The organism is Streptomyces nitrosporeus (genome assembly GCF_008704555.1).
Lineage (GTDB): Bacteria > Actinomycetota > Actinomycetes > Streptomycetales > Streptomycetaceae > Streptomyces > Streptomyces nitrosporeus.
The window spans coordinates 4916452-4941261 of sequence record NZ_CP023702.1; the positions used below are offsets into that span (position 1 = coordinate 4916452).

Consider the following 24810-nt stretch of genomic DNA (forward strand, 5'->3'; position numbering starts at 1 on the left):
GTGCCCCGGGCCCGTCCGTGGGGTCAGGCGCCGCGCCGGGTGACGGCCCAGGACGCCGCCGCCACACCGCCGGCGACGGCGAACACCGCGGGCCAGGCGCCGACCTTCTTGGCCAGCGGGTGCGATCCGGCGAACGCCGCGACATAGGCGACGGTCAGCCCGGTGGCGGCCCGGGCCCCGGCCTGCCGGTTCCACTCGTAGGCGGCCACCGAGCCCGCCGCGGCGAGCGCGACCCCGCCCAGGGGGCGCTTCTTCGTCCACCGGGCGACCCCGTACCCGCCGACGAGACCGCTCGCCGCCACCACCGCTGCCGGAACCTTCACCATCGCCGCCACCTTCGCTCTCTGTCATCGTGGTCCGCTGTGTCCGAGGTTAAGCGCTGTCCCGCCGTCCTCGGCGGCCGGTCCGGTGGTACGGGGGGCGGTAGGGTTCCGGACCGGTCGACGAGGGGGGCCTCATGTCCGTACGTACAGTTCTGCGTGCCGCGATACCGGCGATCGCACTGGGGGCGTGTCTGGCGGGATGTTCACTGATCGGCTCCACCCCCGAACCGGCGGGCGCCGTGCCCGGGGGTCCCGGCGAGGAGGGGGCCGTCGCGGCGGACACCGGTGAGGCCGAACGGGCGGACGGGGCCGCGGACCCGTCGGTGACCGCGACGCCCGGTCCGGGTACGTCCGGTCCGGGTACGGGTGCCGAAGGCGACGGCCTCCACCCCGAACGGGTCCGTGACGCCTTCGCCGGACTCCAGGCGACCCTGAACGAGACCTGCACCCCGGGTGCCGGTGACTGCGCCTACTTCCTGGGCAGGGTCCACCAGGAACTGAACGGCCTGGACGCGGCGATGAAGGCGGACGGGCAGGGCCCGGACCACTTCAAGGAGCCGCCGGCCTGGATGGGCACCCTGCGCACGACTCTCGGCGACGACGTGTCCACGCCGAATCTGGAGAAGCACTTCGACGACCTGGTCGGTACCCGTGACCGGATCAACACCTGGATGCAGGGCCACCCGGAGGACTACCGCTGACCGGTGGCCGCTCGTCCGCTGTGCCACCGCCGAGGGCGGATCAGACGCGGCGTACGTCGATGCCCAGGGCGGTGAACTCCTCGACGGCCTCGTCCGGGGCGCCCCGGTCCGTGACCAGGACGGACACCGCCGTGCTCTCACAGACCTGGGCGAAGGCGCGGCGGCCCAGCTTGGAGGAGTCGGCGACCACGACGACGGTGCCGGCGCACTCGGCGAGCGCCCGGTTGGCGCCGGCCTCCGCCTCGTCGTGGGTGGCCGCTCCGAAACGCGGGTGCACCGCGTCGACGCCGAGGACCGTGTAGTCCAGGGCCAGGGTCCGCAGGACCGAGTCCACGAGCGGCCCGACGAGTTCGTAGGAGTTGGGCCGGGCGACCCCGCCGGTGAGGACCAGCTTCACATGGGGGCGTACGGCCAGTTCGTTGGCGATGTTGATCGCGTTGGTCACGACCGTGAGGGCCGGGTGGCCCCCGCTCCCCGAGGCGCCCTCCGGGCCCGGCCGTACGGCGAGTTCGCGGGCCACCTCGGAGGCCGTCGTCCCGCCGTTGATGCCGACGGTGGAGCCGGCGGGGATCAGCTCCGCCGCCGCCCGGGCGATGCGCTGCTTCTCGTCGGCCTTGCGGGCCGCCTTGTAGCGCAGCGGCAGGTCGTAGGCGACGGTGCTGACGACCGCGCCGCCACGGGTGCGGGTCAGCAGGTTCTGCCGGGCCAGCTCGTCCAGGTCGCGGCGGACCGTGGCGGCGGAGCAGCCGAGCCGCTCGGCCGCGTCGAGTACGTCGAGGTGGCCCTGGTCGCTGAGGATCTCCAGCAGCCGGGTCCACCGGGTGTGTGCCGCCACCAGGCCTCCTTGTCCGCAGCGAACCCTATCGCCCGGGACGGGCCAGGATGCCCAGCAGGCGGGTCACCTCCGCGGCGACCGCGTCACGGGCGGGGCCGAGGTAGGCCCGGGGGTCGGCCGCCCGGGGGTGGGCGTCCAGGTGGGTGCGGACGGCCCGGGTGAACAGCTTGTTCAGGTGGGTGGAGATGTTCACCTTCGTCATGCCCGCGCCGACGGCCCTGGCCAGACCCGCGTCGCCGACCCCGGACGAACCGTGCAGGACGAGCGGCACGCCGACGGTGTCACGCAGCCGGGAGATCAGGGCGAAGTCGAGGACGGCGTCCCGGGTGAGCATCGCGTGCGAACTGCCGACGGCCACCGCCAGGGCGTCGGCGGTGGTGGCGGCGACGAACGCCCGCGCCTCGTCCGGGTCGGTCCGTACGCCCGGGGCGTGCGCCCCGTCCTTGCCGCCGATCTCCCCGAGCTCCGCCTCCACCCATACGCCACGGCCGTGGCAGTGGTCGGCGACGGCCCGGGTCGTGGCGACGTTCTGCTCGTACGGGAGCGTGGAGGCGTCGAACATGACCGAGGTGAAGCCGAGTTCGACTGCTTCGTGGACCAGTGGGGCCGAGGTCGCGTGGTCGAGGTGGACGGCCACCGGGACGCTCGCCGCCCGGGCGAGGGCGAGCGCGGCGAGGGCGATCGGTTCGAGCGTTCCGTGGTAGCGGGCGGTGTTCTCGCTGATCTGGAGCACCACGGGCAGCCCGGCCGCCTCCGCCCCGCCGACGATGGCCTGCGCGTGTTCGATCTGCACCACGTTGAAGGCCCCGACGCCCGTCGCGGCGGTACGGGCGTCGTGCGCGAGGACACCGGTGGATATGAGCGGCATGGGCTTCCTTCGGGATGTGTGAATCCTGATGGATGGTGCTCGAAGTTGCTCATTTATAGCGTGCTTGAAGCAGATTGGAAAACATCAGCCGCCCCCGGCGGAGGGCCGGGGGCGGCTGGCATGTGGGAGGCGTCGTGTCCTGTTCGCGCCTGCCCGTTCAACTCACCTGTGTGTTCGGCTCGCCTGCTCGCCTCGTCCGCTCGTCCGTTTGTTCACTCGCAGGCGACTTTGTCGCCGTCGCGGCCGGCGGGCGCCGCGACCGGGTGATCCACATGCGGGGGGACGGTACCGGCGCGAGGATCGGGGTTACGGGTGGTGGCCCACATCGCGCCCCGGCCCCCCGGGCCGGTGTTCTCCCTTCCGGGCGCAGTGGACCGCCCCCGGCCCGTTCCGGCGGCTCCCGTCTTTCCGGAGCCCGGAGCCTCGTGGCCCGGCGGCGCGGTGGTCCGGCGGCGCGGTGGCCCGGTGGTCCGGCGGCCCGGCGGCCCGGGACCCTCGGTCCGGTGAACCGATAATCGGTTGCCCGCCGGTGACGGCGGTGGATGCAATGTCCGGCATGGCCACCCAGGTGCACCCGCCGCGGCGGGACGAGACGAACGTATGCGGGCGGGCCTTGCCCCCGCTCGGCCCCGGTACACCGCGACCGAGCCGCCGGGCGGGGGGCTCCGGGACATGAACGCACCGGCGACACCGCCCGGAGCGGGCCCGGCCGACGTCTCGTCCGCCCGGACCGGTCCCGCCCGGACCGGTCCCGCCCGGACCGGTCCCGTCCGGGTCGGCGTCCTCGTCCCGCTGTCGCGCCCCGGTTGGACCGAGGCGGGCCGGCATCTGCTCGCCGGGCTCGAACTGGCCGTCCGTGAGGTCAACGACGCCGGTGGGATCGGCGGACGGCCACTCGAACCGGTGGTCCGGGACACCGCGGCCGATCCCCGGGGCGCCGCGGCGGCCGTGGACGAACTGGCCGGGCTGGGCGTGGCCGCGGTGGCGGGGGAGTACCACAGCGTCGTCGCGCGTGCCGCCGCCGCCAGGGCCGACGCCCTCGGGCTGCCCTTCCTGTGCTCCTCGGCGGTTCTCGACGCGCTCACCGGGCGGCCCACCCCGTGGGTCGCGCGCATCGCCCCGCCCCAGTCCCGGGGCTGGCGGGTCTACGCGGACTTCCTCCTCGGCGCGGGCCACAGCCGCGTCGCCGTGGTGGCGGAGCCGAGTGTCTACTGGGAGTCCGGGACCCGCGTCCTGCGGGAGTACCTCGCTCCGCGCGGTGGCACCGTCATCGGACTCGACGCGCACGCGCACGCCCCCACGGCCGTGTGCGACGAACTCGCCGGCAGCGGTGCGACAGCCCTCCTGCTCCTGGTCGGCCAGCCGGATCCGGCCGTGCCGATCGTCAGGGCCCTCCGCCGCGACCGGCGCCTCGCCGGGGTCATGGCCGGTGCCCCGGCCGGGCAGCCGGAGTTCGCCGGATGGGCCGGGCTGCTGGGCGGCGACGGCGCGGGGATCCCGTTCCTGCGCTACCTGCCCCAGCGTCTCGGCCCGCTCGGCGCACATGTCGGGAAGGCCCTGCGGGAGCGGCTGGGCGAAGAGCCCTCCTTCGTCGCCTTCGAGGGGTACGACACGATCGCCGTCCTCGCCGAAGCGATGCGCTCCCACGGCGTGGACCGGGAGCGCATCGCCGCGTCCTGGCCGCACCTCGCGGTCGAAGGAACCCGCGGGCAGATCCGGTTCTCCCGCGCGCCGGGCACCGGGATCTGGCAGGGGGAGCGGATGCCGGTCCAGGTCGTGGACCGGGACCCGGAGGAACCGGGCCGCTTCCGGATCCTGCACACCGGTTGAGGGAGCGCCCCGGTTGAGGGAGCACACCGGCTGAGAGGGCGCACCGGCCGACGGGGTCCGGTGCCCGCCGCCCGGACCGGACGGCGGGCAGCCACCCGCCGTCCGGCCCGGATGGTTCAGACCGTCAGGGTGTGCTCGGTCGCCCTGGCCAGTTCCTCCCGCCCGATCTGGACCTCGTGCGTCCCGTGGTGGGTGCAGGCGAAGGCCCCGGACACCGCGCCGGCGTGTACGCAGTCCTCGGTGCCGCCGCCCGCGAGGAGCGTGTACAGGAAGGCGGTGAGGAAGCCGTCCCCGGCGCCGTTGCTGTCGACCACGGGCCGTTCGGGCCGTACGGCGGGGAAGTGGCGTACCTCGCCCGCGCCTTCCCGTTCCAGTACGTGGCAGCCGTTCGCCCCGTCGGTGGCCACCGCGATACGGGCCCGGCCCCGCGCCATGATCTGCCGCAGCACCTCGGGGGCGCGGTCCTTGACGGTGGCCGCGCTCATGAAGACGAAGTCGGCGCCGTACGCCCAGGGTTCGGCCGAGGCGTCCACCCCGTCCCATGCGTGCAGGTCCGTCGAGACGGGCGTACCGCGCCGTACCGCCTCGCCGAAGATCTCACGGTTGAAGTGCGAGCGGGACAGGTGGACGTGGCGGGCGCGGTCGAGGTGGGGGCCGTAGAAGGACATCGGCATCAGGAGGTCCTCGGGGTGCCGCCCGTCGTAGAAGGAGAACCTGCGGCCCTCCCGGTCGACCAGGTTGACGCTGCGCGGGGTGCCGGCCGGGGCCGGGAGGTGGTCGAAGTCCAGCCCCACGGAGACGTACCGGTCGAGGATCTGCCTGCCCAGGTGGTCGTCCCCCAGGTAGTCGATGAACTGCGTACGCAGCCCCAGGGCGTGGAAGCCCAGGGCCACGCCGTTGCCCGTGTGGGCGACGTAGTCGCGGATGGGCGGTACGCCGACGGAATCGCTGTCGGGGACCTTGAGTTCGTCGACCTGGACGATGGTGTCGATGCCGGAACCACCGATGACCAGAACGTCGTAGTGCACTGTGTTGCTCCCTGTTCCGAGGACTCTGCACGGACGGGGGCCCCGCGCTGTCCCCCATGGGGCAAGCATGCCCGGACGGGAGCGGCCACCGGTCCGTGTTCCCGGTATACGGACCGGTGGCCCGGGCGGACCGGTGCCCTGTGCGGACCCGTGGCCCGCACAGGGTCGTGGCCTGCGCGGGCCGGTGGCCCCGGTGGTCCGGGGGCGTGCGGTGCGTCAGTGGTAACCGAAGCCCCGGGGGAGAGGGGACCGGTGGAAGAGGCGGGTGGGGACCGCGTCGGCGAGCGCCTGGTAGCCGGTGGGGTTGAGGTGCAGATGGTCACCGGTGTCGTAGGCGGCCCTGAGCTGACGCGGCTGGTGCGGGTCACGGGCCGCGCGGTCGAAGTCGATGACGCCGTCGAACCGGCCACTGGTACGGATCCAGGTGTTGACGGTCTGCCGGGCCTCCTCGCGGTAGCCGCCGGGGTCGTCGTAGCCGGTGTTCCCGCCGATGGGGGTGAGGGTCGCCCCGTAGACACGGATCTGCTGGGCGTGGGCCCGGGTGATGATCTGCTTGTACGCCGCGATGACGTCGGCCGCGGCCTGCTTCTGCGCGGCGGGCGTGGCCCCGGCGGTGCCGATGTTGTTGATCCCCTCGAAGACGACCAGCCAGTCCACCCCGCTCTGCGACAGGACGTCACGGTCCAGGCGGGCCAGGCCGTTGGGGCCGAGGCCGTCGTTGAGCAGGCGGTTGCCGCCCGCCGCCTGGTTGACGACGGCGGTCTTCGTGCCGGCCGGAGCCCCGGTGGCCAGCCGCTCGCGCAGCAGGTCCGGCCAGCGGTCGTTCATGTTGGTGGTCGAGCCCCGGCCGTCGGTCAGCGAGTCGCCGAGGACGACGGCCGCCGAACTGGTGTGGCGGGACCACACCTCGACACCGCTGAGGAAGTACCAGTGGTCGGTGGGCGTCGCACCGGTGAGATCCGTGGCGTCGGTGTGGTCCCCGGACTTCAGGTAGGACGTCGTACGGGACCCGGGGTGCGAGGTGACGGCGGTGGAGGCCTGGCCGTCGGCGAGGTAGACCGTCGCCGTGAGGTTGGAGTCGGCCTTCAGTGAGAAGTCCAGCGGGTCGGAGACCGCCTGGGCCCCGGCCGGGACGGACACGGAGGACCGGCCCTGGAAGGTCACCCGGTGGGTGGTGCCGGGCCGGACCGCGCTCGTACCGGCCTTGCCGCCCTCGGGCAGGGCCACCGTCACCTCGCTGATCGGCAGCACCGCACCGCCGAACGCGTTCGAGAAGCGCAGCCGGATGTGCTCGCCGCCGGTGGTGACGTGGACCGTCTGGCGCAGGGTGGCGTCGGTGAGCACCGAGTGCTCGCCCGTGAACGGCGCCGGGGGCATGTTGCCCGGTTCCGTCAGCTGCGGCATGGACGCCCAGGTGCTCACCCAGTGGGCGCCCCGCTCCGTGGGCGCGGGGGAGCCCTCCGGGCCGTGTCCGTCCCCGGCGCCGAGTGCCGGGGAGACGACGGCTGCGGTCAGCGCGCCGGCGGTCAGCGCACCGGCTGTCAGCAGGCCGAGGATCGACGTTCTTCGGTTCACGGTGGTGCTCCCTCTGCGTGGGTGGGAAGCGGCGCCGGTCCGGGGGTGCGGGCGGCGTGTGCGCGTACGGCCCTGGAGCCGTGCGGCAGGCTAGCGCCCCCGATAATTTCGGTCAACGGTTCGAAATATTTCGCTAGTTGAGGCCTCTTACTCAATTAATTGCCTAGTCCTATCCTTGAGTACGTTCTGCGTGCGGTTCCACGCGCACGGGGCGGTGGAAGGCCCCGTGCGGGGCCCGGCGGGGAAGGGGTGGCGGGCGATGGCTCTGCGGCACGCGGTGCTGGCGGCACTGCTGGACGGGGAGTACAGCGGGTACCAGCTGGCGAAGGCGTTCGACATCGGTGTGGCGAACTTCTGGCACGCCCTGCCCCAGCAGCTCTACGCCGAACTGGCCCGGCTGGAGAAGGAAGGGCTGGTCGCGGGCCGGCAGGTGATCCAGGAGGGCCGCCCCAACAAGCGACTCTTCCGCGTCACCGAGGCCGGTCACGCCGAGCTGGAACGCTTCGCCGCCGACGTACCCAAGCCGTCCTTCATCCGGGACGACCTCCTCGTGAAGGTGCAGGCCGTCGACGGCGTCACCGCCGGCCCGGTCATCGGACAGCTGGAGGAACGGGCCACGGCCGCCGAGGCCAGGATCGAACTGCTCGGCGGTCTGCTCCACAAGCTCCGCGGTGGGGCCACCGAGGAGGAGTTCCTGCGTACCGGTGACCGCATCGGGCCGTATCTGACGTGTCTGCGTGGCCTGTCCCTGGAGGCGGACCACCGTGACTGGTGCCTGCGGACCGCGGGCGTGCTGAGGGAGAGGCAGAGGAACCATGCCGAGCGATGAACGCCCGCGCGGTGAGCACCTGAGCCGTGAGCGCCTGAGCGGTGAGCGCCTGGGCGATGACCACCCGGGCGGTGAGCGCCTGGGCGATGACCACCCGGGCGGTGAGCGTCCGCGCGGTCGGTATCTGCGTTATGTCGCGCTGGGTGACAGTCAGACGGAAGGCGTCGGCGACGGTGGCGGCGCGGCCGGCCTGCGGGGCTGGGCGGACCGCCTCGCCGAGCACCTCGCCGCCGCCGGCCCGGATCTGCGGTACGCCAACCTGGCGGTACGGGGACGGGTCGCCCGCCAGGTCCGTGCCGAGCAGCTCGGACCGGCTCTGGCCCTGCGCCCCGATCTGGCCACCGTCGTCGCGGGTGTCAACGACCTGCTGCGGCCGAAGTTCGACGCCGAGGAGGTGGCGGGGCATCTGGAGGCGATGTTCGCCGAACTCACGGCGGGCGGGGCGCGGGTGCTGACCCTGACCTTCCCCGACGTCGCGAAGATCGCGCCGGTCGCCCGGCCGGTCCGGGGCCGGGTGTTCGACCTCAACGACCGTATCCGCGCGGCGGCGGCCCGGCACGGGGTGGTCGTCGCCGACCTCGCGCCGCTGCCGGTGGCCACCGATCCCCGGCTGTGGGGCGAGGACCGGCTCCACGCCAGTCCGCTGGGCCATGCGCGGATCGCGGCCGCGGCGGCGTACGCGCTCGGGCTGTCCGGCAGCGACGACTCCTGGGCGCGGCCCCTGCCGCCGTGGGAACCCCCCTCACGGCTACGGGCGGCCGGGGCCGAAGTGCGCTGGGCGGCCGGGTTCCTGGGCCCGTGGATCGGGCGCCGGCTGCGCGGCCGGTCCTCCGGCGACGGGCGGACGGCGAAGCGGCCCGAGCTGCTGCCGGTGGCCGGGGCGCCCGTCCCGGTCCCCGCGCCCGGACCGGACCCGGCCTGAGGGGCGGCGTCACGCGGCGGTCCCGCCCCCCGTCCGCTCCTGCCCCGTCCGCCCCTGCCCCGGCTCGCCCGGCCGCCCCCGGGCCCGCTCACCCCGCCCCCGGGTCCGCCCCACCCCGCTCCGGCCCCGCCCCGGTCACCCCGGACAGACGGAACGGTAGGCCGCCCCGCCGGCGTACGTGTCCCACTCGCCCCGGGTGATGTCCCGTCCGACCCGGCGGCATATCTTCTGCACCGAGCGTTCCGGGTCGAGGTCGAGGGACTGGGCGTAGACCCCCGTCCCCAGCAGGCGCAGCACGTTGTCCGCGTCGACGGCGATGCCGAACAGGCCGTCACCGACCACCGACATGGGCGGGGTGAGGGCCACTCTCGCGTCCAGGTCCCACACCTGGACGGCCGTGTCACCGACCTGGACGGCCAGATAGCGCCCGTCGTCGGAGACGACCGGGGAGCTCAGGAGTTCGCCCGCGTGGCTGCCCCCCACCACGGCCCCGCTGACCAGCACGAACCGGCGTTCCCTGCCGTCGCCGTCCCAGATCTCCACCCGCCCGGAGGGGGTGGTGGCGGCCAGGGTCCTCCCGTCGGAGGAGAAGCCCACCTCATCGATGTCGCTGCCGGGGAACGCGTCCTTCCGGCGTTTGCCCGAGGGCAGTTCCACCACGTCCCCTCCGCCGCTCATCAGGAGGGAGCCGTCGGGGCTGATCGTGATGAGCCCGCGCACGCCGGGGATGTCGCGGATGTGCCGTCCGGTCGCGGCGTCCCACAGGCGTACCGTCTCCGTGCCGTCCTTGCTCCCGTAGGTGAGGACCCACCGCCCGTCGGGGGAGAGGTCGGGGCCGCCGTACTCGCCGTCGCCGTCCTCCGCCTGGAAACGGACGATTCTGCGCTGCTCGCGTACGTCCCAGACCGTCACGTGGTACGCCTCGGCCTCACCGTCGTAGTCGGTGAAGGCCAGCAGGGAGCCGTCCCGGCTGAGGGCCGCCCTGCTGTCGGGGCCCGCCTCGGCGTTCTCGTGTTCCGGTACGGGAGGACCGATGGTTCTCCCCGTACGCATGTCCACCAGCCGCTGCTCGCTGTCGACCTCGTAGGGCCGGAGCACCGCGGTGAGCCCGCCGGGGGAGAGGAACCCGAGCATGGCTCTCCCGTTCAGCGATCCGGTGGCGAGGGCGCTGGGCACGTCGAGTGTGAGGACGAGGTCGTCGGCGGTGGCGAAGACCAGTTTCCGGGCCTCGGCGTCGAAGGCGAACGCCGAGACGTCGCGTCCGTCCGATCCCTCCTGGCCGGGCCGGAAGTCCCGGAACAATGGGGCGACCGCTTCCGACGCGGGCCGTATCTCGATGCCGTTTTCCGTCGAACTCGAGACGAGGAAGCGTCCGTCGTCGCTGAACACCGCTCCGCTCTCGGCCGTCCCCGTCCCGAGCGTCTTCCCTCCGGCGGCGTCCCAGATCGCGAGTTCCCCTCCGCCCATCGCCACCTTCTTCCCGTCCGGGCTGAACAGCACGTCCCCCTCCCTGTCGTCGCACCCCCACAGCTCACCGGCGGGGCCCAGCGGTACCTCGGCGGGCTCGGCGCCCCGCAGGTCCCAGAGCGCCGGTACGCCGTCCTCGCAGTAGGCGACCCGTGATCCGTCGGGCGACAGCGCCACCAGGTTCGTGTTCGGCCCGTACGGCATGTCGAACACCAGCCGGTGGCCGCCCGAGGTGCGCCACACCTGGGTGCGGGGAGCGTCGGACGAACCGGCCAGCAGCACCGTGCCGTCCGCGGCCACGCTGTCCACCGTCAGACCGGAAGGGACGTCCAGCGGCTTCCCGAGCGCGGTGCCGCTCTCCGCCTCCACCAGCCGGACCCCCTCGTCCTCGACGACGGCGACCACCCGCAGGGCCGGGTCGGCCGCCCACTCCACGGCCTGGCCGGGGGATCCCGGCAGCGGCACCCGGCTCGTCCGGCGCTTCTTCCGTACGTCCCACGCCTCGATGTGCTGGTCGACGACCCTGAGCAGCCGGTGCCCGTCGGGGGACAGGGCGTGGCGCTGGTACATGCCGTTCTCGGCCCTCGGCATCAGCAGGGCGTCCGCCTGGTGCTGGGCCGAGGCGGCGTACAGCGCGGCCCGCGCGGCCGGGGTGGGGGACAGCCGCCAGGCCCCGACGCTGAGCAGCATCGCGGTCGCGGGCTCCGCCACCCGGAGCCGGTCGGCGGCCTCGGCCATGGTGCCCGCCTGCTCGCGGGCCTGCTGGAGCGCGTTCTGTCTCTGCTGCTGCCAGGCGAGACCGCCCGCCACCAGCGCGGTCACCAGGAGCACGGCCAGACCGGACAGCAGTCTGCGCTGCCGTCTCGCGGCCCGGGTGCCGTGCTGCCTGCTCGTTTCGAGGTAGCGGCGCTCCAGCGGGCTGAGCCGCAGATGCGGCGGGGACGTCGCCGCCCAGTCCAGTGCCCTGCGCAACGACGAACCGCCGAGCAGGTCGTCGGACCGGCGGCCCGAACCCTCCCACTGCGCCGCCGCGCTCCCCACCTGGTGGCGTACCGGCAGCGCGGCGCGGTCCTCGTCGGTCCACGCGCGCAGCCTCGGCCAGGCCCGCAGCAGTGCGGCGCTGACCGGCCGCACCGCGCCGTCCGGTTCCGCCAGGAGGAGGCCGCCGCCCACCAGGGCGGTGACGGCCTGGCGCGACGGCTCCGCCTCCTCCTCCGTGCGTTCCGCGAACAGTTCGGCGTGCGACGCGGTCCGCACCGTGTCCTGGGAACCGTCCGGGGCGCTGCCCGGCACCACCAGGCGCATCAGCAACTCCCGTACGGCACCGTGTACCGAGGCCGGCAGTGCGGCGAACGCGCTCTCGGCCCGCGCCCCGAGGTCGGGGGAGGGGTCCTCCGCGGGCCGCTGGTCGGCGGGGGTCGCCGCACCGGACGCCCCCGCGTCCAGCAGGGCGAGACGCGGATCGGCGGAGGCCGGGCTCCCGCCGACCAGCCCCATCAGCAGCTCGGTCGCGAGCGGCCGGAGTCCGGGGTCCTGGGAGAGCGCCGCCGACACCAGGGGGCGCAGCCGCCTCGGCAGGGCCGACAGATCGGGACGCACCCGCACGGTGCGGTAGACCGCCTCGGCGAAGTTCTCCCCGCGGAACGGCTCCGTACCGGTGAAGGCGAAGAGCACCAGTGCTCCCCAGGCGAAGACGTCCGAGGCGTATGTTGCCGGCTTCCCGGCCAGTACCTCCGGCGCCATGTACCCGAGGGTGCCGATGACCCCGTCGGTGTTCGTCAGCGACATGTCCGGTGCCCGGGCGATGCCGAAGTCGATGACCCGAGGCCCGTCCGGGCCCAGGACGACGTTGCCCGGCTTGAGGTCCCGGTGCACCACCTCCGCCTCGTGGATCGCGGCCAGGGCGGTGGCCACCCCCAGCGCGAGCCGGACGGCCGCGTTCTCGGGGAGCGGGGCGTCCTCGTACACCCGGGCCGCGAGCGTCGGTCCGGAGATGTACTCGCTGACGATGTACGGCACCTCCGCGTCCAGGGAGGCGTCCAGGATGCGGGCGGTGCAGAAGGAGTCCACCCGCCGGGCCGCCGCCAGCTCCTTGGCGAAGCGGCTGCGCAGCGACTCGTGGGCGTCGTGGAGCAGCGTCTTCAGGGCGACCCGGGTGCCCTGGGCGTCGTACGCCTCGTACACCAGCCCCTGGCTGCCCTGGCCGAGCCGCGACGCGAGTACGTACGCGCCGATCCGCTCCGGATCGTTCGGCGTGAGCGGTTTCCCCATCAGTCCCCCATCCCCCGCGGGCCGGTCACCGGGCGTCGCACCGGTTCAACTCCTGTCGTCCCTGGGCTTATTGAACAGCCGACAGGAGGCCGGGGCCATGGGGAACCGGTCACGGGGCGGTGTCGGATCGGCGCGGAGCCGGGCGGGGCGGCGGGACCGGGTCCGTGCGGGGGCGGGGCGGGTGCGGCCGGGGGCGGGGACTCAGGCCGGGGTGCCGGCCGGGACGATACGGGCGACCGCCGCCGTGACCAGTTCCACGCGCTCCGCCTCGGTGAACACGTCGGGCAGGGTGAGCTGTTCGACGATGAGCCAGCTGACCGCCAGGTAGAGGAGCCGGACCGCGGTGGGGTCGCCGGTCTCACGGACGCGCCCAACCGGCGCTTCGACACGGTCCTGATGGGGCTCGGCAGCTACCGTCCCGCCTACGACAACGGCATCACCAGTCCGTACGCGCACCTGCGCCAGTACGTCGTCTCCACCACCCTCGACCGCGAGGTCGACCCGGCCGTGACCGTCGTGGGCCGGGACCCTCTCGGCCTGGTCCGCGCTCTCAAGAAGGAGGAAGGGGGACTGGACATCTGGCTGTGCGGGGGCGGCAAGCTGGCCGGGGTGCTGCTGCCCGAGCTCGACGAGATGATCGTCAAGAGCTACCCGGTGGTGGCGGGGGCGGGGTCCCGGTGTCCGACGGGGGCTTCGACCCCACCGTCTTCGACGTGGCCGACCGCACCCTGTTCGACAACGGGGTGACGGTCACCCGGTACATCCGGCGGTGACCCCGCGGGCGCCGCACGTCCCGGAAGCGCCGCAGGTGCGGCAGGTGCGGCGGGTGCCGGTGGGCCGGTCCCGGGCGCCGGGCGCCCGGCGGGGACGAGGGACGCCGGGGAGGGGGCGCGGGACGCGCCTGCACGCCGACCGGCAGGGACGGATGCGGGGATGGAACGCCCCTGCCGGTCGGCGTGGATCGTGAACGGCCGGATGGATCAGGCCGTGGTGCAGGCACCGCCGTTGAGCGTGAAGGCGCTCGGCGCGGTGTTGGTGCCGGTGTGGCTGCCGGTGAAGCCGACCGTGACCGAACCGCCGGCCGTGATCGTCGACGTGTACCCGGCCGGGGTGACGGTCACCGCGGAGCCGGACTGTGCCGGGGTCCCGCCCCACATGTTGGAGACGGTCTGGCCGTTGGGGAAGGCGAAGCCCAGTGTCCAGCCGTCGATGGCCGTGGTGCCGGTGTTGCGGATGGTCAGCTCGCCCTGGAAGCCGCCCGGCCACTGCCCGACGATCCGGTAGCCGACCGAGCAGGTGCCCACGGGGGCGGTGCCGCCCTCGTCGGTGGTGACCTGCACGGTGCCCGAGCGTTCCGAACGGTTGCCGGCCGCGTCCCGGGCGTACACCGCGAAGGTGTACGCGGTCCCGGCCTCCAGGCCGGTCACCGAGACGGAGGTGGTGGCCGAGGAGGCGACCTTCGTCTCCGTGCCGCCGTCGATCCGGACCACGTCGTACGCGGTGACGCCGACGTCGTCCGTGGCGGCCGCCCAGCTGAGCTCGGCGGAGGTGTCCGTCACGGCCGAGGCGGCCGGGGTGCCGGGTGCGGTCGGGGCCTCGGTGTCGCCGGCGGAGCCGCCGAAGACCGTGGCCTCACGGGAGGTCTCGGCGATGCCGTTCGGACCGTTGAAGATCCGCTCACCCCAGGAAGTCATCTGCGCCGGGTCGAAGTTGAGGACCAGGTCGAGGATCGGGTCGGTGTTCCCGCTCCAGGACCAGGCGAGGTAACCGAGCCCCAGCTCCTCGGCGGTCGCCATCATGGTGTCCTCGTCCGGGTCGCCCCACTGGTCACCGGGGCCTCCGAACTCACCGATGAGCAGCGGAAGTCCGGCGTCCACGAACGCGTTGAGGTAGTCGGTGACCTTCTCGGCGGTGTTGTAGACGCTGTACATGTGGATCGAGAAGATCAGGTTGCCGGTGGTGTCGGCGTCGTACACCGCCTGGGCGTTGGCGCGCATGACGCCCTGCCAGTCCTGGCCCCAGTTCGGCGCGTCCACCATGATCGTGTGCTCGAAACCGGCGTTGCGGAGCTTCTGGATCGCCGCAGTGGTCGGAGCGGTCCAGCCGGCCGGGTCGGTGTTGCCCCAGGGCTCGTTGCCGATGTTGATGATGACGTAGTTCTCTTCGCCGTCGAGTACGTCCTTCAGCCCGATCCAGTAATCCGCGGCGTGGTCCAGGGTCCCGGCGGCGGCGTCCTCGCCGTACCCGGTGGTGTCGTGCACCTCCAGGACGCAGATCAGCCGGTTGGCCTTGCACTCGGCGACGACGGAGGCGACGTCCGCCGGGCTGTTCTCGCTCCAGCGGTGCCCGTCGGACAGGACGACGCGGACGGTGTTGGCGCCGGTCGCCTTGATGTCGGCCAGCGACTGCGTCTCGCCCGGATACCAGGTGTGGGCGTGGTTGACGCCCCGCATGACGAAGTCGTTGCCGTTGCCTTCGACCAGGCGGCCGTCACTGATGTGCAGGCCGGTGGCGAGCGCCCCCGCCTGCTCGTCCCGCTCGCTCGCCTGCGCCGTGGCGGGTCCGAGAGCACCGAGGGCGAGTAGTCCGATGAGTGTGGCCAGCGCCGTCATCAGGGCGGCGACGGGACTTCTGCGTGCCGTACTTCTTGCTGTTCTCACTGCGGCTCCAGAGAGAGTGAGGGGATCAAGAAAATCAAGCGGCGATCAAGCGTGGTTCAGGGGGCGTTCGCATGGGGGTGCATACGCGGGGAGGGCGGAAGCACTTCGTGGGAGCGCTCCCATTCGGTGCGCTCCTATCAAGCCACCGAGTCAGGGGCACGTCAAGACATCGGACGTGTTCGATTGAGATCGAAGACGGTTCGGCAGACGCTGCCTCCGTCTCCGCTCCCACTGCCGCCCCTCGCCTCAGCTCCCGCCCCTCCCTCCTCCGCTCCTGCCTCTGCCCCCGTTTCTGCTCCGGAACGGTGCGATGAGTTCCCGTACGACTTCGGCGGCGTCCCGGTGGTCGTCGCCGTGGGCGAGGGTGCTGAGGAGTTCCCGGAGGTTGAGGACCGGCATCCGTTCCTCCCAGCCGTCCGGGAGCCCGGCGACGGCCTGGTCGACCGTGAAGAACCGGTCGGTGGCGGGGGATCGCGTGGAACACCACAGGGTGCTGATGTCGGCCTCGGGCCAGGAGCAGGAGGCGGCCGGGTCGATGAGCGTGGGTGCTCCGGCGCGGGCGGCGACGATGTTGCCTGCGGCGACCACCCCTCCGTCGGCTTTCTCGACGTGCTTCACGGCGTACCCCGCTTCACGGAGCCGCTCGGCCAGTGCTTCTTCGTAGGGCATCCGCAGACGCGAACACGAATCCCGGGTGCGCGCCAGGGAGCGCCCGTACGGAGGTACGCGCGTGATGACTGCCATCGCCCGGCAGTTCAACCGCCCTGCGTAGTCGGGGCTTCGGGATGGACCGAGGGGGCTCTGTCACCGGGAGGCGCGGTGGCGGTGGCGGAGGATCTCGACGTACGCGCTGATGTCCCGGTCCGTGGAGGGCGCCGGTGGGGCCGCTGCCGCGTCCACGGGCGGCGGGGTCGTGCGGCAGAGGCGGCAGAGGCCGTCCGGCAGGGCTTCGGCCGGGCCGGGCCGCCCGCACTCGGCGCACTCGACGAGGAGGCGGCGTACGGGGGTGCCGGACGCGCCCGGGGCCGGGGACGACGGGAGCCGGGCCGGGATCTTGTCGGTGAGGCGGCGGCGTACGAGGCCGACGGGGGAGCCGACCTGCTGGGGCAGGCCTGAGGTCAACGCGTGGGTGAGGTAGTCGGCGCTGACACCGCGTGCGAACCAGGCGGCGGCCAGCGGTTCCAGGGCGGCGCAGTCGGCGGCGGAGAGGGCCAGGCGCGGCTCGCGGTGGCCGAGTCGGGCCAGCGCGAGGTAGGCGGGAGAGGGGGAGCCGGGCACCGCTGCGGCGGCGGTGGGCGGCGGAGCCTGCGGCGGTACCGGACGCTCGGCGGGGTCCTGAGCACGCTGGTGCGGTACGAGGGGGAGGGGCGCGGAGCCGGCCACCGGTACGGGCGTGGGTGCGGGCGCGGTCTGCGGGGCGGGAGTGGTCTGCGGCGCGGGGGTGGTCGGCGGGGCGGGGGTGACCGCGGGCCGGTCTGCGGCTGCGGGGAGGGGAGTCGCCGCGCATCCGGCCGGGAGCTCCTGTGTGCCGGTAGCCGTTTTGGCCCTTTCCACGGAGGTAGCTGCCTCGGTCCCGCCCTCAAAGACCCCTGGTCCGCCCTCGGGAGCCCCTGCCCTGGCCTCGGTGGCGAGGTGGGCGGTCCACCACTCGTTGTCGTGTGCGGTGCGGGACCAGTGGGTGCGGGTGACCCACCGGTACTGTCCGTCGGTCTTGATGCGGCGGTGTACGCGGCGCAGGTGCCCGGCGACGGCGAGGGCGCGCAGGGCGCTGCCGATGGCCATCTGGCCGTACAGGGGGAGGTCCTTGGCCAGGGACTTGATGTCCATGGCGGCCCCGTCGGGCAGGCGGTCGAGGTATCCGGCGATATGACGCTCGCGCTCGGGGAGGAAGGCGAAGTCCTGAGAACTGGAGGCGCGTTGGCCGTGAACGGTCTGCTTGCCGTAGCCGGGACGGGCCCTGCGGGGCGGGGGTGGTACTGCGGCGGCGGGCAGGGCGGCGTTAAAGTGCTGAACAGCCACGAGATCGCCTTTCTACGGTGTCGATCTTGGGTGAGACCCCGGCCGGTGCTGCTTACACCGTGTCGGGGTCGCTTCGTCGAGGGCACCGTAAGCAGCCGCGACTCTCCGCTGCAAGTCGCTCACGATTAGTCATACTTGCTGGCCGTGACGGGGTAGGGAGGGTGGGGAGGTTTCCTCTTTCCCTCTTTGGAAACCCTTCCTGCCCCCCCGGATGAACAACACCGCTCGAACCTCGGATCCCGGAGTCCGGGTCTTGGGGCCCGGCCCCCGGATCCCGGAGCTCAAGCGCCGGGAGGTGGCGGCCGGTTGTCCCCCGGAAGAGTGAGGATCCCCGGGCCCGGACTTCGGGCCCCGAGCCCTGAGACCCAAGACCCAAGCCCCGGGATCCGGGCCCCGAGCCCCGGCTCCTGCCCCGCCCCCCGCCTCCGCTCCCGGGAGGTGCTGGCGGTATCGACCCGGGTGGGGCTGGCCCCACCCGGGTCGGGCGGCTGCCCGGCTCACCTCTCCGCAGCCAACTCCCTAGCTTCGTCACCATGTTGAAGCGAACAGCACAGGCATTCATCAGCGGCTCCCTGGTCCTGGGGACAGTGACCGCCATGGGCACCACCGGCGCGGCGGCGGCCACCGGGCCGTCCTCCCTCACCGTGTCCGAGGCTGTCACGGCACCGGGTCGCGCCGAGCCCGTACGGGTGCGTACCGACAAGGGCGTCGTGCGCGGCCGGGTGGCCGAAGACGCGCGTACCTTCCAGGGCATCCCCTACGCCGCCCCGCCCACAGGGCCGGGCCGATGGGCTCCGCCCGCCCCCGCCCGCCGCTGGGACGGCGTCCGCGACGCCACCGAGCCGGGGTCGGCCTGCCCGCAGACCGGTTCCATAGGCCCGCTCGGTCCTCACTCCGAGACCGAGGACTGCCTGTTCGTCAACGTCACCACTCCGCGCACCGCAGCTGCGCGGCCCCGGCCCGTCATGGTGTACCTGCACGGTGGCGACCACACGGACGGCGAGGGCGCCATGCACGGGGCGAACCGGCTGGCCTCGCGGGGAGACGTGGTCGTGGTGACGGTGAACTACCGGCTCGGCGCCCTCGGCTACCTCGCCCACCCGGAGCTGGAGAAGAACGGCGAGTCCGGCAACTACGGTTTCCTCGACCAGCAGGCGGCCCTGCGCTGGGTGCAGCGCAACGCCACCGCCTTCGGCGGCGACCCGGACAACGTCACGCTCTTCGGCCAGTCCGCCGGTGGTTACAGTGCCTGCGCGCACATGGCCGCCCCGTCCTCCGCCGGCCTCTTCGACCGGGTCATCCTCCAGAGCGCCGCCTGCACCACGCCCACGGACGGCCGACGAGACCGCGAGGACGCCCTGGCCCAAGGCGCCACGGCCGTCGCGGAGATCGAGGAGAACGGTGCGGAGGACTGGCGTACCGCTCTTCCCGGACAACTCGTCCACCCCTTCGGTACGGGGCCGGCGTACGCCCCCTCCTACGGCGGCGCCCTGCTCCCCCGTACCCCCGCCGAGGCGTTCGCCACGGGCCGCTTCAACCAGGTCCCGGTGCTCCAGGGCATCAACCGGCAGGAGGACGCGGCCGGTGTGTACAACCTCGAAGCGATCAAGCGGGCGCAGACCGGCGACCCTGACGCACGACTCGACGCCGCCGACTACCGCGCCCACCTGGAGGACGAGTTCGGCAGCGAGAAGGCCGGGGCGATCGCCGCCCGCTACCCGGTCGAGGACTACGGCGGCTCACCCGCGCGGGCACTCGCCGCAGCCCTGACCGACGGCCACTGGGCGCAGTACAGCGTGGAGACCGGCCGCGCGCTGTCCCGCCATGTGCGGACGTACTCCTACGAGTTCGCCGACGAGGAGGTCCCCTGGTACACGGACCCCGTGTACGCGAAGCCCGGGTTCCTGATGGGTGCCGCGCACACCTTCGAGCTGCCCTACCTCTTCGAACTCGATGACTTCGAACCGCTCACCCGGGCCCAGCGCGGACTCTCCGACAAGATGATCGACATCTGGACCGACTTCGCCCGGACCGGTGAGGCCGCCTGGAAGCCCACCACACCGGCGTCCCCCAACGTCCGGTCGCTCGCCTCGGGGCCGGGAGGCGTCCACGGGGTCGACTTCGCCGAGGAGCACCACTACGGCTTCTGGAAGTCCCTGCGCTGACGGTACGCGGCCGGGCCCGGCCCCGGCCCGTGGCCCCCGGCCCCCAGGCCACGGGTCCACGGGCCTGCGGGGCGCGGGACCACGCCCTACGGATGCCGGCTCACGGATTCCGGCCCACCGGTTTCAGTCCGCCGGTTTCAGTCCGCCGTGCCCGGCTTGGCGCCCCAGATGTAGACCAGGTCGTCGACATCGAGGAGGTTCCAGAGCTTCTCCGCGTTGTCCAGCGACAGATTGACGCAGCCGGCCGAGCCCCCGCCGTCGTACAGCGGGTCGAGACGCCCGTGAATGGCCTGGCCGCCGTCGAAGAACTGCGAGTAGGGCATCGGGGCGTTGTTGTAGATGGTGGACACATGGTCGCGCGAGCGCCAGTAGACCGAGTGCCAGCCGAGCCGGGTCTCCTCGGTGTCCCGGCCGCTGCGGATCGGTACGGGCCCGAAGTCGACGGAGTCCGACGTCTGCACCCACAGCAACTGGCGGTCGAGATCGACACAGGTGACGCGCTCCTTCCGGACCGGGCAGTCGCCGTCCGCGTTCGGGTCGTCGGCTGCTTCGGCGGCGACCATGGTGCGGTACGTGGCGAGGGAGGCGTAACCGTTGGTGGTCTCCACGTCGTGCTCGACCTGGAAGGCGCGGATCGCCTCGCAGTCGGCGGTGGACTGGGTACCGTCCACCGGGCGGCCCAGGTACTTCTCCAGCGGACGCTGATACGGGCCCGTGCCCGCCGTACACGCCTTGGCGCCCGCGACGGCCGGGGCGTGGGCGCCGGCCGTCGCGGCCGTACCCAGCAGGGTCAGGCAGCTCAGCGTGAGCGCGGTCGCGGTCCTCGCGGTCCTCGTGGACCTGGCGGTCCTGGCGTTCCTCGCGGTGCTTCCCGGTCGCATGATTCCTCCCGAACGTGATGTGACGATTCGTCAGACAACTGCTCCCAGAATCACGTTCACCGGCCCGGCCCCCCACTCAGGGAGGGCCGAACCGGTGACAGGTGGGTCATACGGTGGGGCGGGACGGGAGGCCGGACGGCGTCCTAGCTGTAGTCCTTCCCGCCTTCTTCCTCGCACTCCTTGTCGTCGCCCTTGCCCTTGCCCGGCTCGCCGCGCTCGTTGCTCAGCTCGACCGTGATGCCGTCCTCGACGGTGTCCTCGTCCAGGACGAGAGGGCCGGTCACCGGGTCACGCGGCAGGACGTACCCCTCGGGAACCGCGGTCTCCAGCAGGTAGTAGGAACCCTGCTCCAGGTCCTGGAAGGAGCAGCGGCCCGCCTCGTCGGTGGAGCACCCGTTGCCGATCCGGGTGTCGGGGTCGGCCCCGGTCGTCTGGAGACCGGGAACGTCGTTGGTCTCCTCCCAGAGCTCGAAGACGGCCCCGGCGAGCGGCTCGCCGTTCTTGGCGTCCGTCTTGACCACATCGATCCCACCCGTGGGAGGCGTGGCGGTGGGAGTGTTCTCGACGGTGGTGGTGACACCCTCCTCGGCGTTCTCCTCGGTCACGGCGAAGGGGCCGAAGACGTTGGGGTCGGGGAGGTCGTAGCCCTCGGGGGCCTGGGTCTCGCGCCAGTAGTAGTCACCGAGGGGGAGACCTGTGCTGGTGCAGGTGCCGTCCGCGGGCGTGGTGCAGACGCCGCCCACCCGGGTGTCCGGGTTGATCCCGGTGGTCTGGAGACCGTCGGTCCCGTTGGTCTCACGCCACAGCTCGAACTCCGCACCGGCCAGCGTCGCACCCGTCTCCACGTCCGTCTTGACGACAGTGGCCTCACCGGTGACGGGGGGTTCGTCGGTGGGGGTGTTCTCGGCGGTGAGGGTGATGCCGTTTTCGGCGTTGTCCTCGGTGAGGGTGAGGGGGCCGAAGATGTTGGGGGCGGGGAGGTCGTAGCCGTCGGGGGCTTGGGTTTCCAGCCAGTAGTAGGTGCCGGTGGGGACGGTGTTGGTGCAGGTGCCGTCGGCTGGGGTGGTGCAGGTGTCGATCAGGGTGTCGGGGTTGGCTCCGGTGGTCTGGAGTCCGTCGGTGTTGTTGGTTTCCTCCCAGAGTTCGAAGTGGGCTCCGGTGAGCGGGTCGCCGGTTTCGGAGTCCGTCTTCAGGATGCTGACGTCACCGGTGACGGGGGGTTCGTCGACGGGGGTGTTCTCGGCGGTGAGGGTGATGCCGTTTTCGGCGTTGTCCTCGGTGAGGGTGAGGGGGCCGAAGATGTTGGGGGCGGGGAGGTCGTAGCCGTCGGGGGCTTGGGTTTCCAGCCAGTAGTAGGTGCCGGTGGGGACGGTGTTGGTGCAGGTGCCGTCGGCTGGGGTGGTGCAGGTGTCGATCAGGGTGTCGGGGTTGGCTCCGGTGGTCTGGAGTCCGTCGGTGTTGTTGGTTTCCTCCCAGAGTTCGAAGTCGGCTCCGGCGAGCGGGGCACCGGTCTCCGAGTCGGTCTTCAGGATGCTGACGTCACCGGTGACCGGCGGCGTGGACCCGCAGTCCGGCAGGTCACCGTTGAACGGGTACGCGTGGAACTCCTGGCCGCCACCGCCCGAGGCCGCACTCGTGTGTGTCAGCGAACCGGTCGTGAAGAAACGGCCGTTGACGCCCGGGAGCGTGACCTCCGTGTCGGAGGCCTGGTTGCCGATCAGGAAGCTGCCCTGGAACTGCCCGGTCCCGTTCAGGCTCACCGTCGTGGCGTCGGGGAAGTTCCACAGCAGCCGCTCACGGTAGGCGTTGAGCGGGTCGGTCGCGTCGTCGATGCCACCGCTGTAGGTGTTGATCGTCCGATCGGCGCCGATCACGTTGACGAGGATCGTCGCGCCGGCCGGGATGTTCTCGAAGACGACGCCCTGCTGCGCGCCGCCGACGCCCGTCATGTCGAAGTCGACGTTGAACACCTGGAGCGCGGACGTACCGTCACCCGTGAAGGTGGTCTGGAAAACCTCGTTGACCGCGGTGCCCGTGGCCGGGCGGGTCTGGCCGTCGATACGCGCGTAGCACTGGCTCGCCTCGGTGAGCTGGTCGCGCAGCGCCGTGTACGGGGCGGCCGCGTTCGGGTCGTTCACCACCTCGGACGCGACCACCGTCCCGGTGAGGGTCCCGCCGTACCGTACGACACCGTCCTCCGCGACGACCTGCTGACCGTCGGCGATCGTGATGTCATGGCCCGCGGTGAGCCAGTCCGCACTGATCGGGGGCGGTACCCGGGAGCCGACGCCGGCCTCGCCCACGAAATAGCTGCCGCCGTCCGCCGTGTTCCTGTCGACATCGACGTCATCGAGGACGACGACCCGCCCCTCCGCCTCCACGGCGCTTCCCCGTACGAAGAAGTCGTTGCCGACGTAGAGGTTGATGGCGTTGTCCCGGCCCGCGATCGGACCGTTGTTGATGCCCGGGAACGGGTCGGGACAGTCGCCGGGCACACACGGCCCCAGCCCGCCGGGCAGCGGAGCCGCGACGACCGGTGCGGCCGCGCCGAACACCAGCGCGGGTGCCGCCGTGGCGGCGACGGCGCAGGCCAGCCCGGTGGCCCCCGCCCGTGCGCGCAACGCCGAGAGGCGTTTCCTGAAATCTCTCATTCCGGCAGCATCGCGACGGTTTCCCGGGCTCGCGGAGCACGACACCCGACTTGGGCCGTTTGGCAACTGTTTGCAGCTATTTGTGTTACTCCGCATGAATCTCATGACTGTGACGCCCCTGTTGCCGGAACTGTGGCCTCCGTCACCTCCGCCCGGGCCACGCGCTGGTGGACTCGCCCGATGGCATATCTGCTCCTGCTGTTCCTCCCGCTCGCCGCCATCGCCGTCTTCGCCCTCCTGGGGTACGGCTGCGGCACCCTCGGCCGGCTCGGCGTACGGCAGGCGGGGCGCGAGATCAGGCTCCGCTGCGCCGCCGCCGTCCTGGCGGCGCTCGCGGTCGGCATGCACGCCTGGGGCATGCTGCACGTCGCCGGCGCGGTCCTGGAAGCGGAGGACGGCGGCACGAGCTCGTCCCCGATCCCGTCCTGCCGGACGAGCGACGAGGCACGGTGGTACCACGTCATCGACTACCACGTGTCCTACCTGCCACTGCGGTTCGTCTGCGAGACCACCGACGGCGGCGGCTACACCCCCGACACCGTGCCCGGTTACGTCGGACCCTCCGCGGCCCTCCTCGCGCTGGCGGCCGCCGGGACAGGGGCCACCGCGGCCATCGAGTCGGAACGCCGCGCCACGCGTGTCCGGCGCGGGACGCGAGCCGTACAGGGGAAAGCGGACGACGCGGGCTGACCGCCGGGCCCCGCCCGGGCGCGCGTACGAGGACTCAGCCGCCTCCCCGTAACGCTCGATGCGAACGAGTACACGTACTCAGGCTCCCGCCGCTCCCCGCCGCGACGATGAGAGCACCAACCGTCCGAGACACAGCCACAGGACCACCGTGCTCAGTCACCTCGCTTCCCGCATCGTTCCGGCCATGGGCCGGCTGACGACCTCGACGTCGGCAGAGCCGGCCGCCCTCCGTGCCCCGGGGATCCTGGTCGCCAACCACACCTCCCTGGCCGACCCCGGCGTCGTCCTCGCCGCGCTGCACCGGACGGGCATCGAACCCGTCGTCCTCGCCACCGCCGGGCTCTGGCGTGTCCCGCTCCTCGGCCGGCTGCTCGACCGGGGCGGCCATGTGCCGGTCCACCGGCGTACCGCCCACGCGGCCGACGCGCTGGACCGGGCCGCGGCCGTCCTGCGCGAGGGCCGTCACGTACTCATCTACGGCGAAGGCCGCCTGCCGCTCCGCCGGGACGCCGGCGAAGCGGCCCCGGCCGCGTTCCGGAGCGGTGTCGCACGGCTCGCCGCGGCGACCGGCGTACCCGTGATCCCGGTCGGCCAGGCCGGAGCCCGCCGGATCTCCTCGGGCGGCAACTGCAAGCAACTGGCCGGATTCCTCACCGCCCCGGCCCGCCGCCCCCGCCTCCACGTCCACATCGGCACCCCGGTGCGGCTCCCGACGGACGTGGCGGCGGCGAGCGAAGCGGCCCACCGAGCCGTCACCACGGCCTGGCACACGGCGGCCCGCAGCCTGGGGGAGACGGCCGCGTGAGGGTATTCGGCGGCAGCACGTCGCAGTTCACCGGAGCGTGGATCTCTGTGACCCGATGGTGGTAATTCCTGTTGGCGCAGTGGAGCACGGTAAGGGGAACAGCCAGGTGAACTTCCCTCCGGGAGCCGGATGTTCAGTTCGAGCGATTCTCTGGGTGCCATTACCCAGGGTGGCGGGCGCGCGTACCGTGAAGTGTGATGGGGCGGTTACGTAAGGCGATTGCCCGTGCTGGCCAGTGCTGTTCCGGCTGTCTGAGAGGACGTACCGGGATGGCAGAGGGCGGGTGAGCG

18 protein-coding genes and 2 pseudogenes are annotated in these 24810 nt (G+C 72.6%); 8 read left to right on the forward strand and 12 right to left on the reverse strand.

Going from position 1 to position 24810, the window contains the following annotated elements:
- Positions 1-23 precede the first annotated feature (23 nt).
- The gene (locus CP967_RS21790) at positions 24-326 is read right to left on the reverse strand and encodes a hypothetical protein (protein ID WP_150489583.1); all 303 of its coding nucleotides are present in this window, start codon (positions 324-326) and stop codon (positions 24-26) included.
- Between the two features lie 131 nt (positions 327-457).
- Between CP967_RS21790 and CP967_RS21795 the strand changes: the two genes are divergently transcribed.
- Positions 458-1024 carry a hypothetical protein gene (locus CP967_RS21795; protein WP_150489584.1) on the forward strand — a complete coding sequence of 189 codons (567 nt, stop codon included), beginning with the start codon at positions 458-460 and terminating at the stop codon, positions 1022-1024.
- 40 nt (positions 1025-1064) lie between these two features.
- Here the strand turns inward: CP967_RS21795 and CP967_RS21800 are convergent, their stop codons facing one another.
- Both CP967_RS21800 and CP967_RS21805 read right to left on the reverse strand, forming a co-directional pair.
- Positions 1065-1859 (reverse strand): DeoR/GlpR family DNA-binding transcription regulator, encoded by a 795-nt coding sequence (locus CP967_RS21800; protein ID WP_150489585.1) that lies wholly within the window; start codon positions 1857-1859, stop codon positions 1065-1067.
- A gap of 25 nt (positions 1860-1884) precedes the next feature.
- Positions 1885-2727: a class II fructose-bisphosphate aldolase gene (locus tag CP967_RS21805; protein WP_150489586.1), complete on the reverse strand. Its 843-nt coding sequence runs from the start codon at positions 2725-2727 to the stop codon at positions 1885-1887.
- Between the two features lie 547 nt (positions 2728-3274).
- Here CP967_RS21805 and CP967_RS21810 point away from each other — a divergent pair.
- Positions 3275-4557 (forward strand): annotated as a pseudogene (locus tag CP967_RS21810) (ABC transporter substrate-binding protein).
- 116 nt (positions 4558-4673) lie between these two features.
- Here the strand turns inward: CP967_RS21810 and CP967_RS21815 are convergent.
- Both CP967_RS21815 and CP967_RS21820 read right to left on the reverse strand, forming a co-directional pair.
- Positions 4674-5585, reverse strand: coding sequence for a carbohydrate kinase family protein (locus CP967_RS21815; RefSeq protein ID WP_229888359.1), 912 nt, complete (start codon positions 5583-5585; stop codon positions 4674-4676).
- A gap of 216 nt (positions 5586-5801) precedes the next feature.
- Complete coding sequence (locus CP967_RS21820) at positions 5802-7160, reverse strand: SGNH/GDSL hydrolase family protein (RefSeq protein ID WP_150489590.1); 1359 nt, start codon at positions 7158-7160, stop codon at positions 5802-5804.
- Between the two features lie 259 nt (positions 7161-7419).
- Between CP967_RS21820 and CP967_RS21825 the strand changes: the two genes are divergently transcribed.
- Together CP967_RS21825 and CP967_RS21830 are read left to right on the forward strand one after the other, a co-directional pair.
- Positions 7420-7989 (forward strand): PadR family transcriptional regulator, encoded by a 570-nt coding sequence (locus CP967_RS21825; RefSeq protein WP_150489591.1) that lies wholly within the window; start codon positions 7420-7422, stop codon positions 7987-7989.
- The gene (locus CP967_RS21830; protein WP_150489592.1) at positions 7976-8911 is read left to right on the forward strand and encodes an SGNH/GDSL hydrolase family protein; all 936 of its coding nucleotides are present in this window, start codon (positions 7976-7978) and stop codon (positions 8909-8911) included. Before CP967_RS21825 ends, CP967_RS21830 begins: the two co-directional genes overlap by 14 nt.
- 135 nt (positions 8912-9046) lie before the next feature.
- Here CP967_RS21830 and CP967_RS35140 read toward each other — a convergent pair whose 3' ends face one another.
- Both CP967_RS35140 and CP967_RS34760 read right to left on the reverse strand, forming a co-directional pair.
- Positions 9047-12649 carry a WD40 repeat domain-containing serine/threonine-protein kinase gene (locus CP967_RS35140; RefSeq protein ID WP_150489593.1) on the reverse strand — a complete coding sequence of 1201 codons (3603 nt, stop codon included), beginning with the start codon at positions 12647-12649 and terminating at the stop codon, positions 9047-9049.
- Between the two features lie 201 nt (positions 12650-12850).
- Positions 12851-13003: pseudogene (locus tag CP967_RS34760) on the reverse strand (TetR/AcrR family transcriptional regulator); the annotation flags it as partial.
- Between the two features lie 42 nt (positions 13004-13045).
- Between CP967_RS34760 and CP967_RS21845 the strand changes: the two are divergent.
- Positions 13046-13396: a dihydrofolate reductase family protein gene (locus tag CP967_RS21845; RefSeq protein ID WP_425281758.1), complete on the forward strand. Its 351-nt coding sequence runs from the start codon at positions 13046-13048 to the stop codon at positions 13394-13396.
- Positions 13397-13629: 233 nt separating this feature from the next.
- Here CP967_RS21845 and CP967_RS21850 read toward each other — a convergent pair whose 3' ends face one another.
- From CP967_RS21850 to CP967_RS21860, 3 genes are all read right to left on the reverse strand, one after another.
- Positions 13630-15309: a cellulase family glycosylhydrolase gene (locus CP967_RS21850; protein ID WP_150489594.1), complete on the reverse strand. Its 1680-nt coding sequence runs from the start codon at positions 15307-15309 to the stop codon at positions 13630-13632.
- A 246-nt stretch (positions 15310-15555) separates the two neighbouring features.
- Positions 15556-15978, reverse strand: a complete 423-nt coding sequence (locus CP967_RS21855) for a hypothetical protein (RefSeq protein WP_150489595.1) — start codon at positions 15976-15978, stop codon at positions 15556-15558.
- Between the two features lie 135 nt (positions 15979-16113).
- Complete coding sequence (locus tag CP967_RS21860; protein ID WP_150489596.1) at positions 16114-17328, reverse strand: MarR family transcriptional regulator; 1215 nt, start codon at positions 17326-17328, stop codon at positions 16114-16116.
- 533 nt (positions 17329-17861) lie between these two features.
- On the opposite strand from CP967_RS21860, the gene CP967_RS21865 reads away from it, so the two are divergent.
- Complete coding sequence (locus CP967_RS21865) at positions 17862-19493, forward strand: carboxylesterase/lipase family protein (protein ID WP_150489597.1); 1632 nt, start codon at positions 17862-17864, stop codon at positions 19491-19493.
- Positions 19494-19630: 137 nt separating this feature from the next.
- Here the strand turns inward: CP967_RS21865 and CP967_RS21870 are convergent, their stop codons facing one another.
- Entirely contained in the window at positions 19631-20374 is a 744-nt protein-coding gene (locus tag CP967_RS21870; protein ID WP_150489598.1) for a L,D-transpeptidase, read from the reverse strand.
- A 143-nt stretch (positions 20375-20517) separates the two neighbouring features.
- A complete protein-coding gene (locus CP967_RS34340) occupies positions 20518-23025 on the reverse strand; it encodes a SpaA isopeptide-forming pilin-related protein (protein WP_208838875.1) in 2508 nt (835 codons plus the stop codon).
- Between the two features lie 180 nt (positions 23026-23205).
- Between CP967_RS34340 and CP967_RS21880 the strand changes: the two genes are divergently transcribed.
- Positions 23206-23715, forward strand: coding sequence for a hypothetical protein (locus tag CP967_RS21880; RefSeq protein WP_150489599.1), 510 nt, complete (start codon positions 23206-23208; stop codon positions 23713-23715).
- Between the two features lie 148 nt (positions 23716-23863).
- A complete protein-coding gene (locus CP967_RS21885; protein WP_150489600.1) occupies positions 23864-24520 on the forward strand; it encodes a lysophospholipid acyltransferase family protein in 657 nt (218 codons plus the stop codon).
- Positions 24521-24810 lie beyond the last annotated feature (290 nt).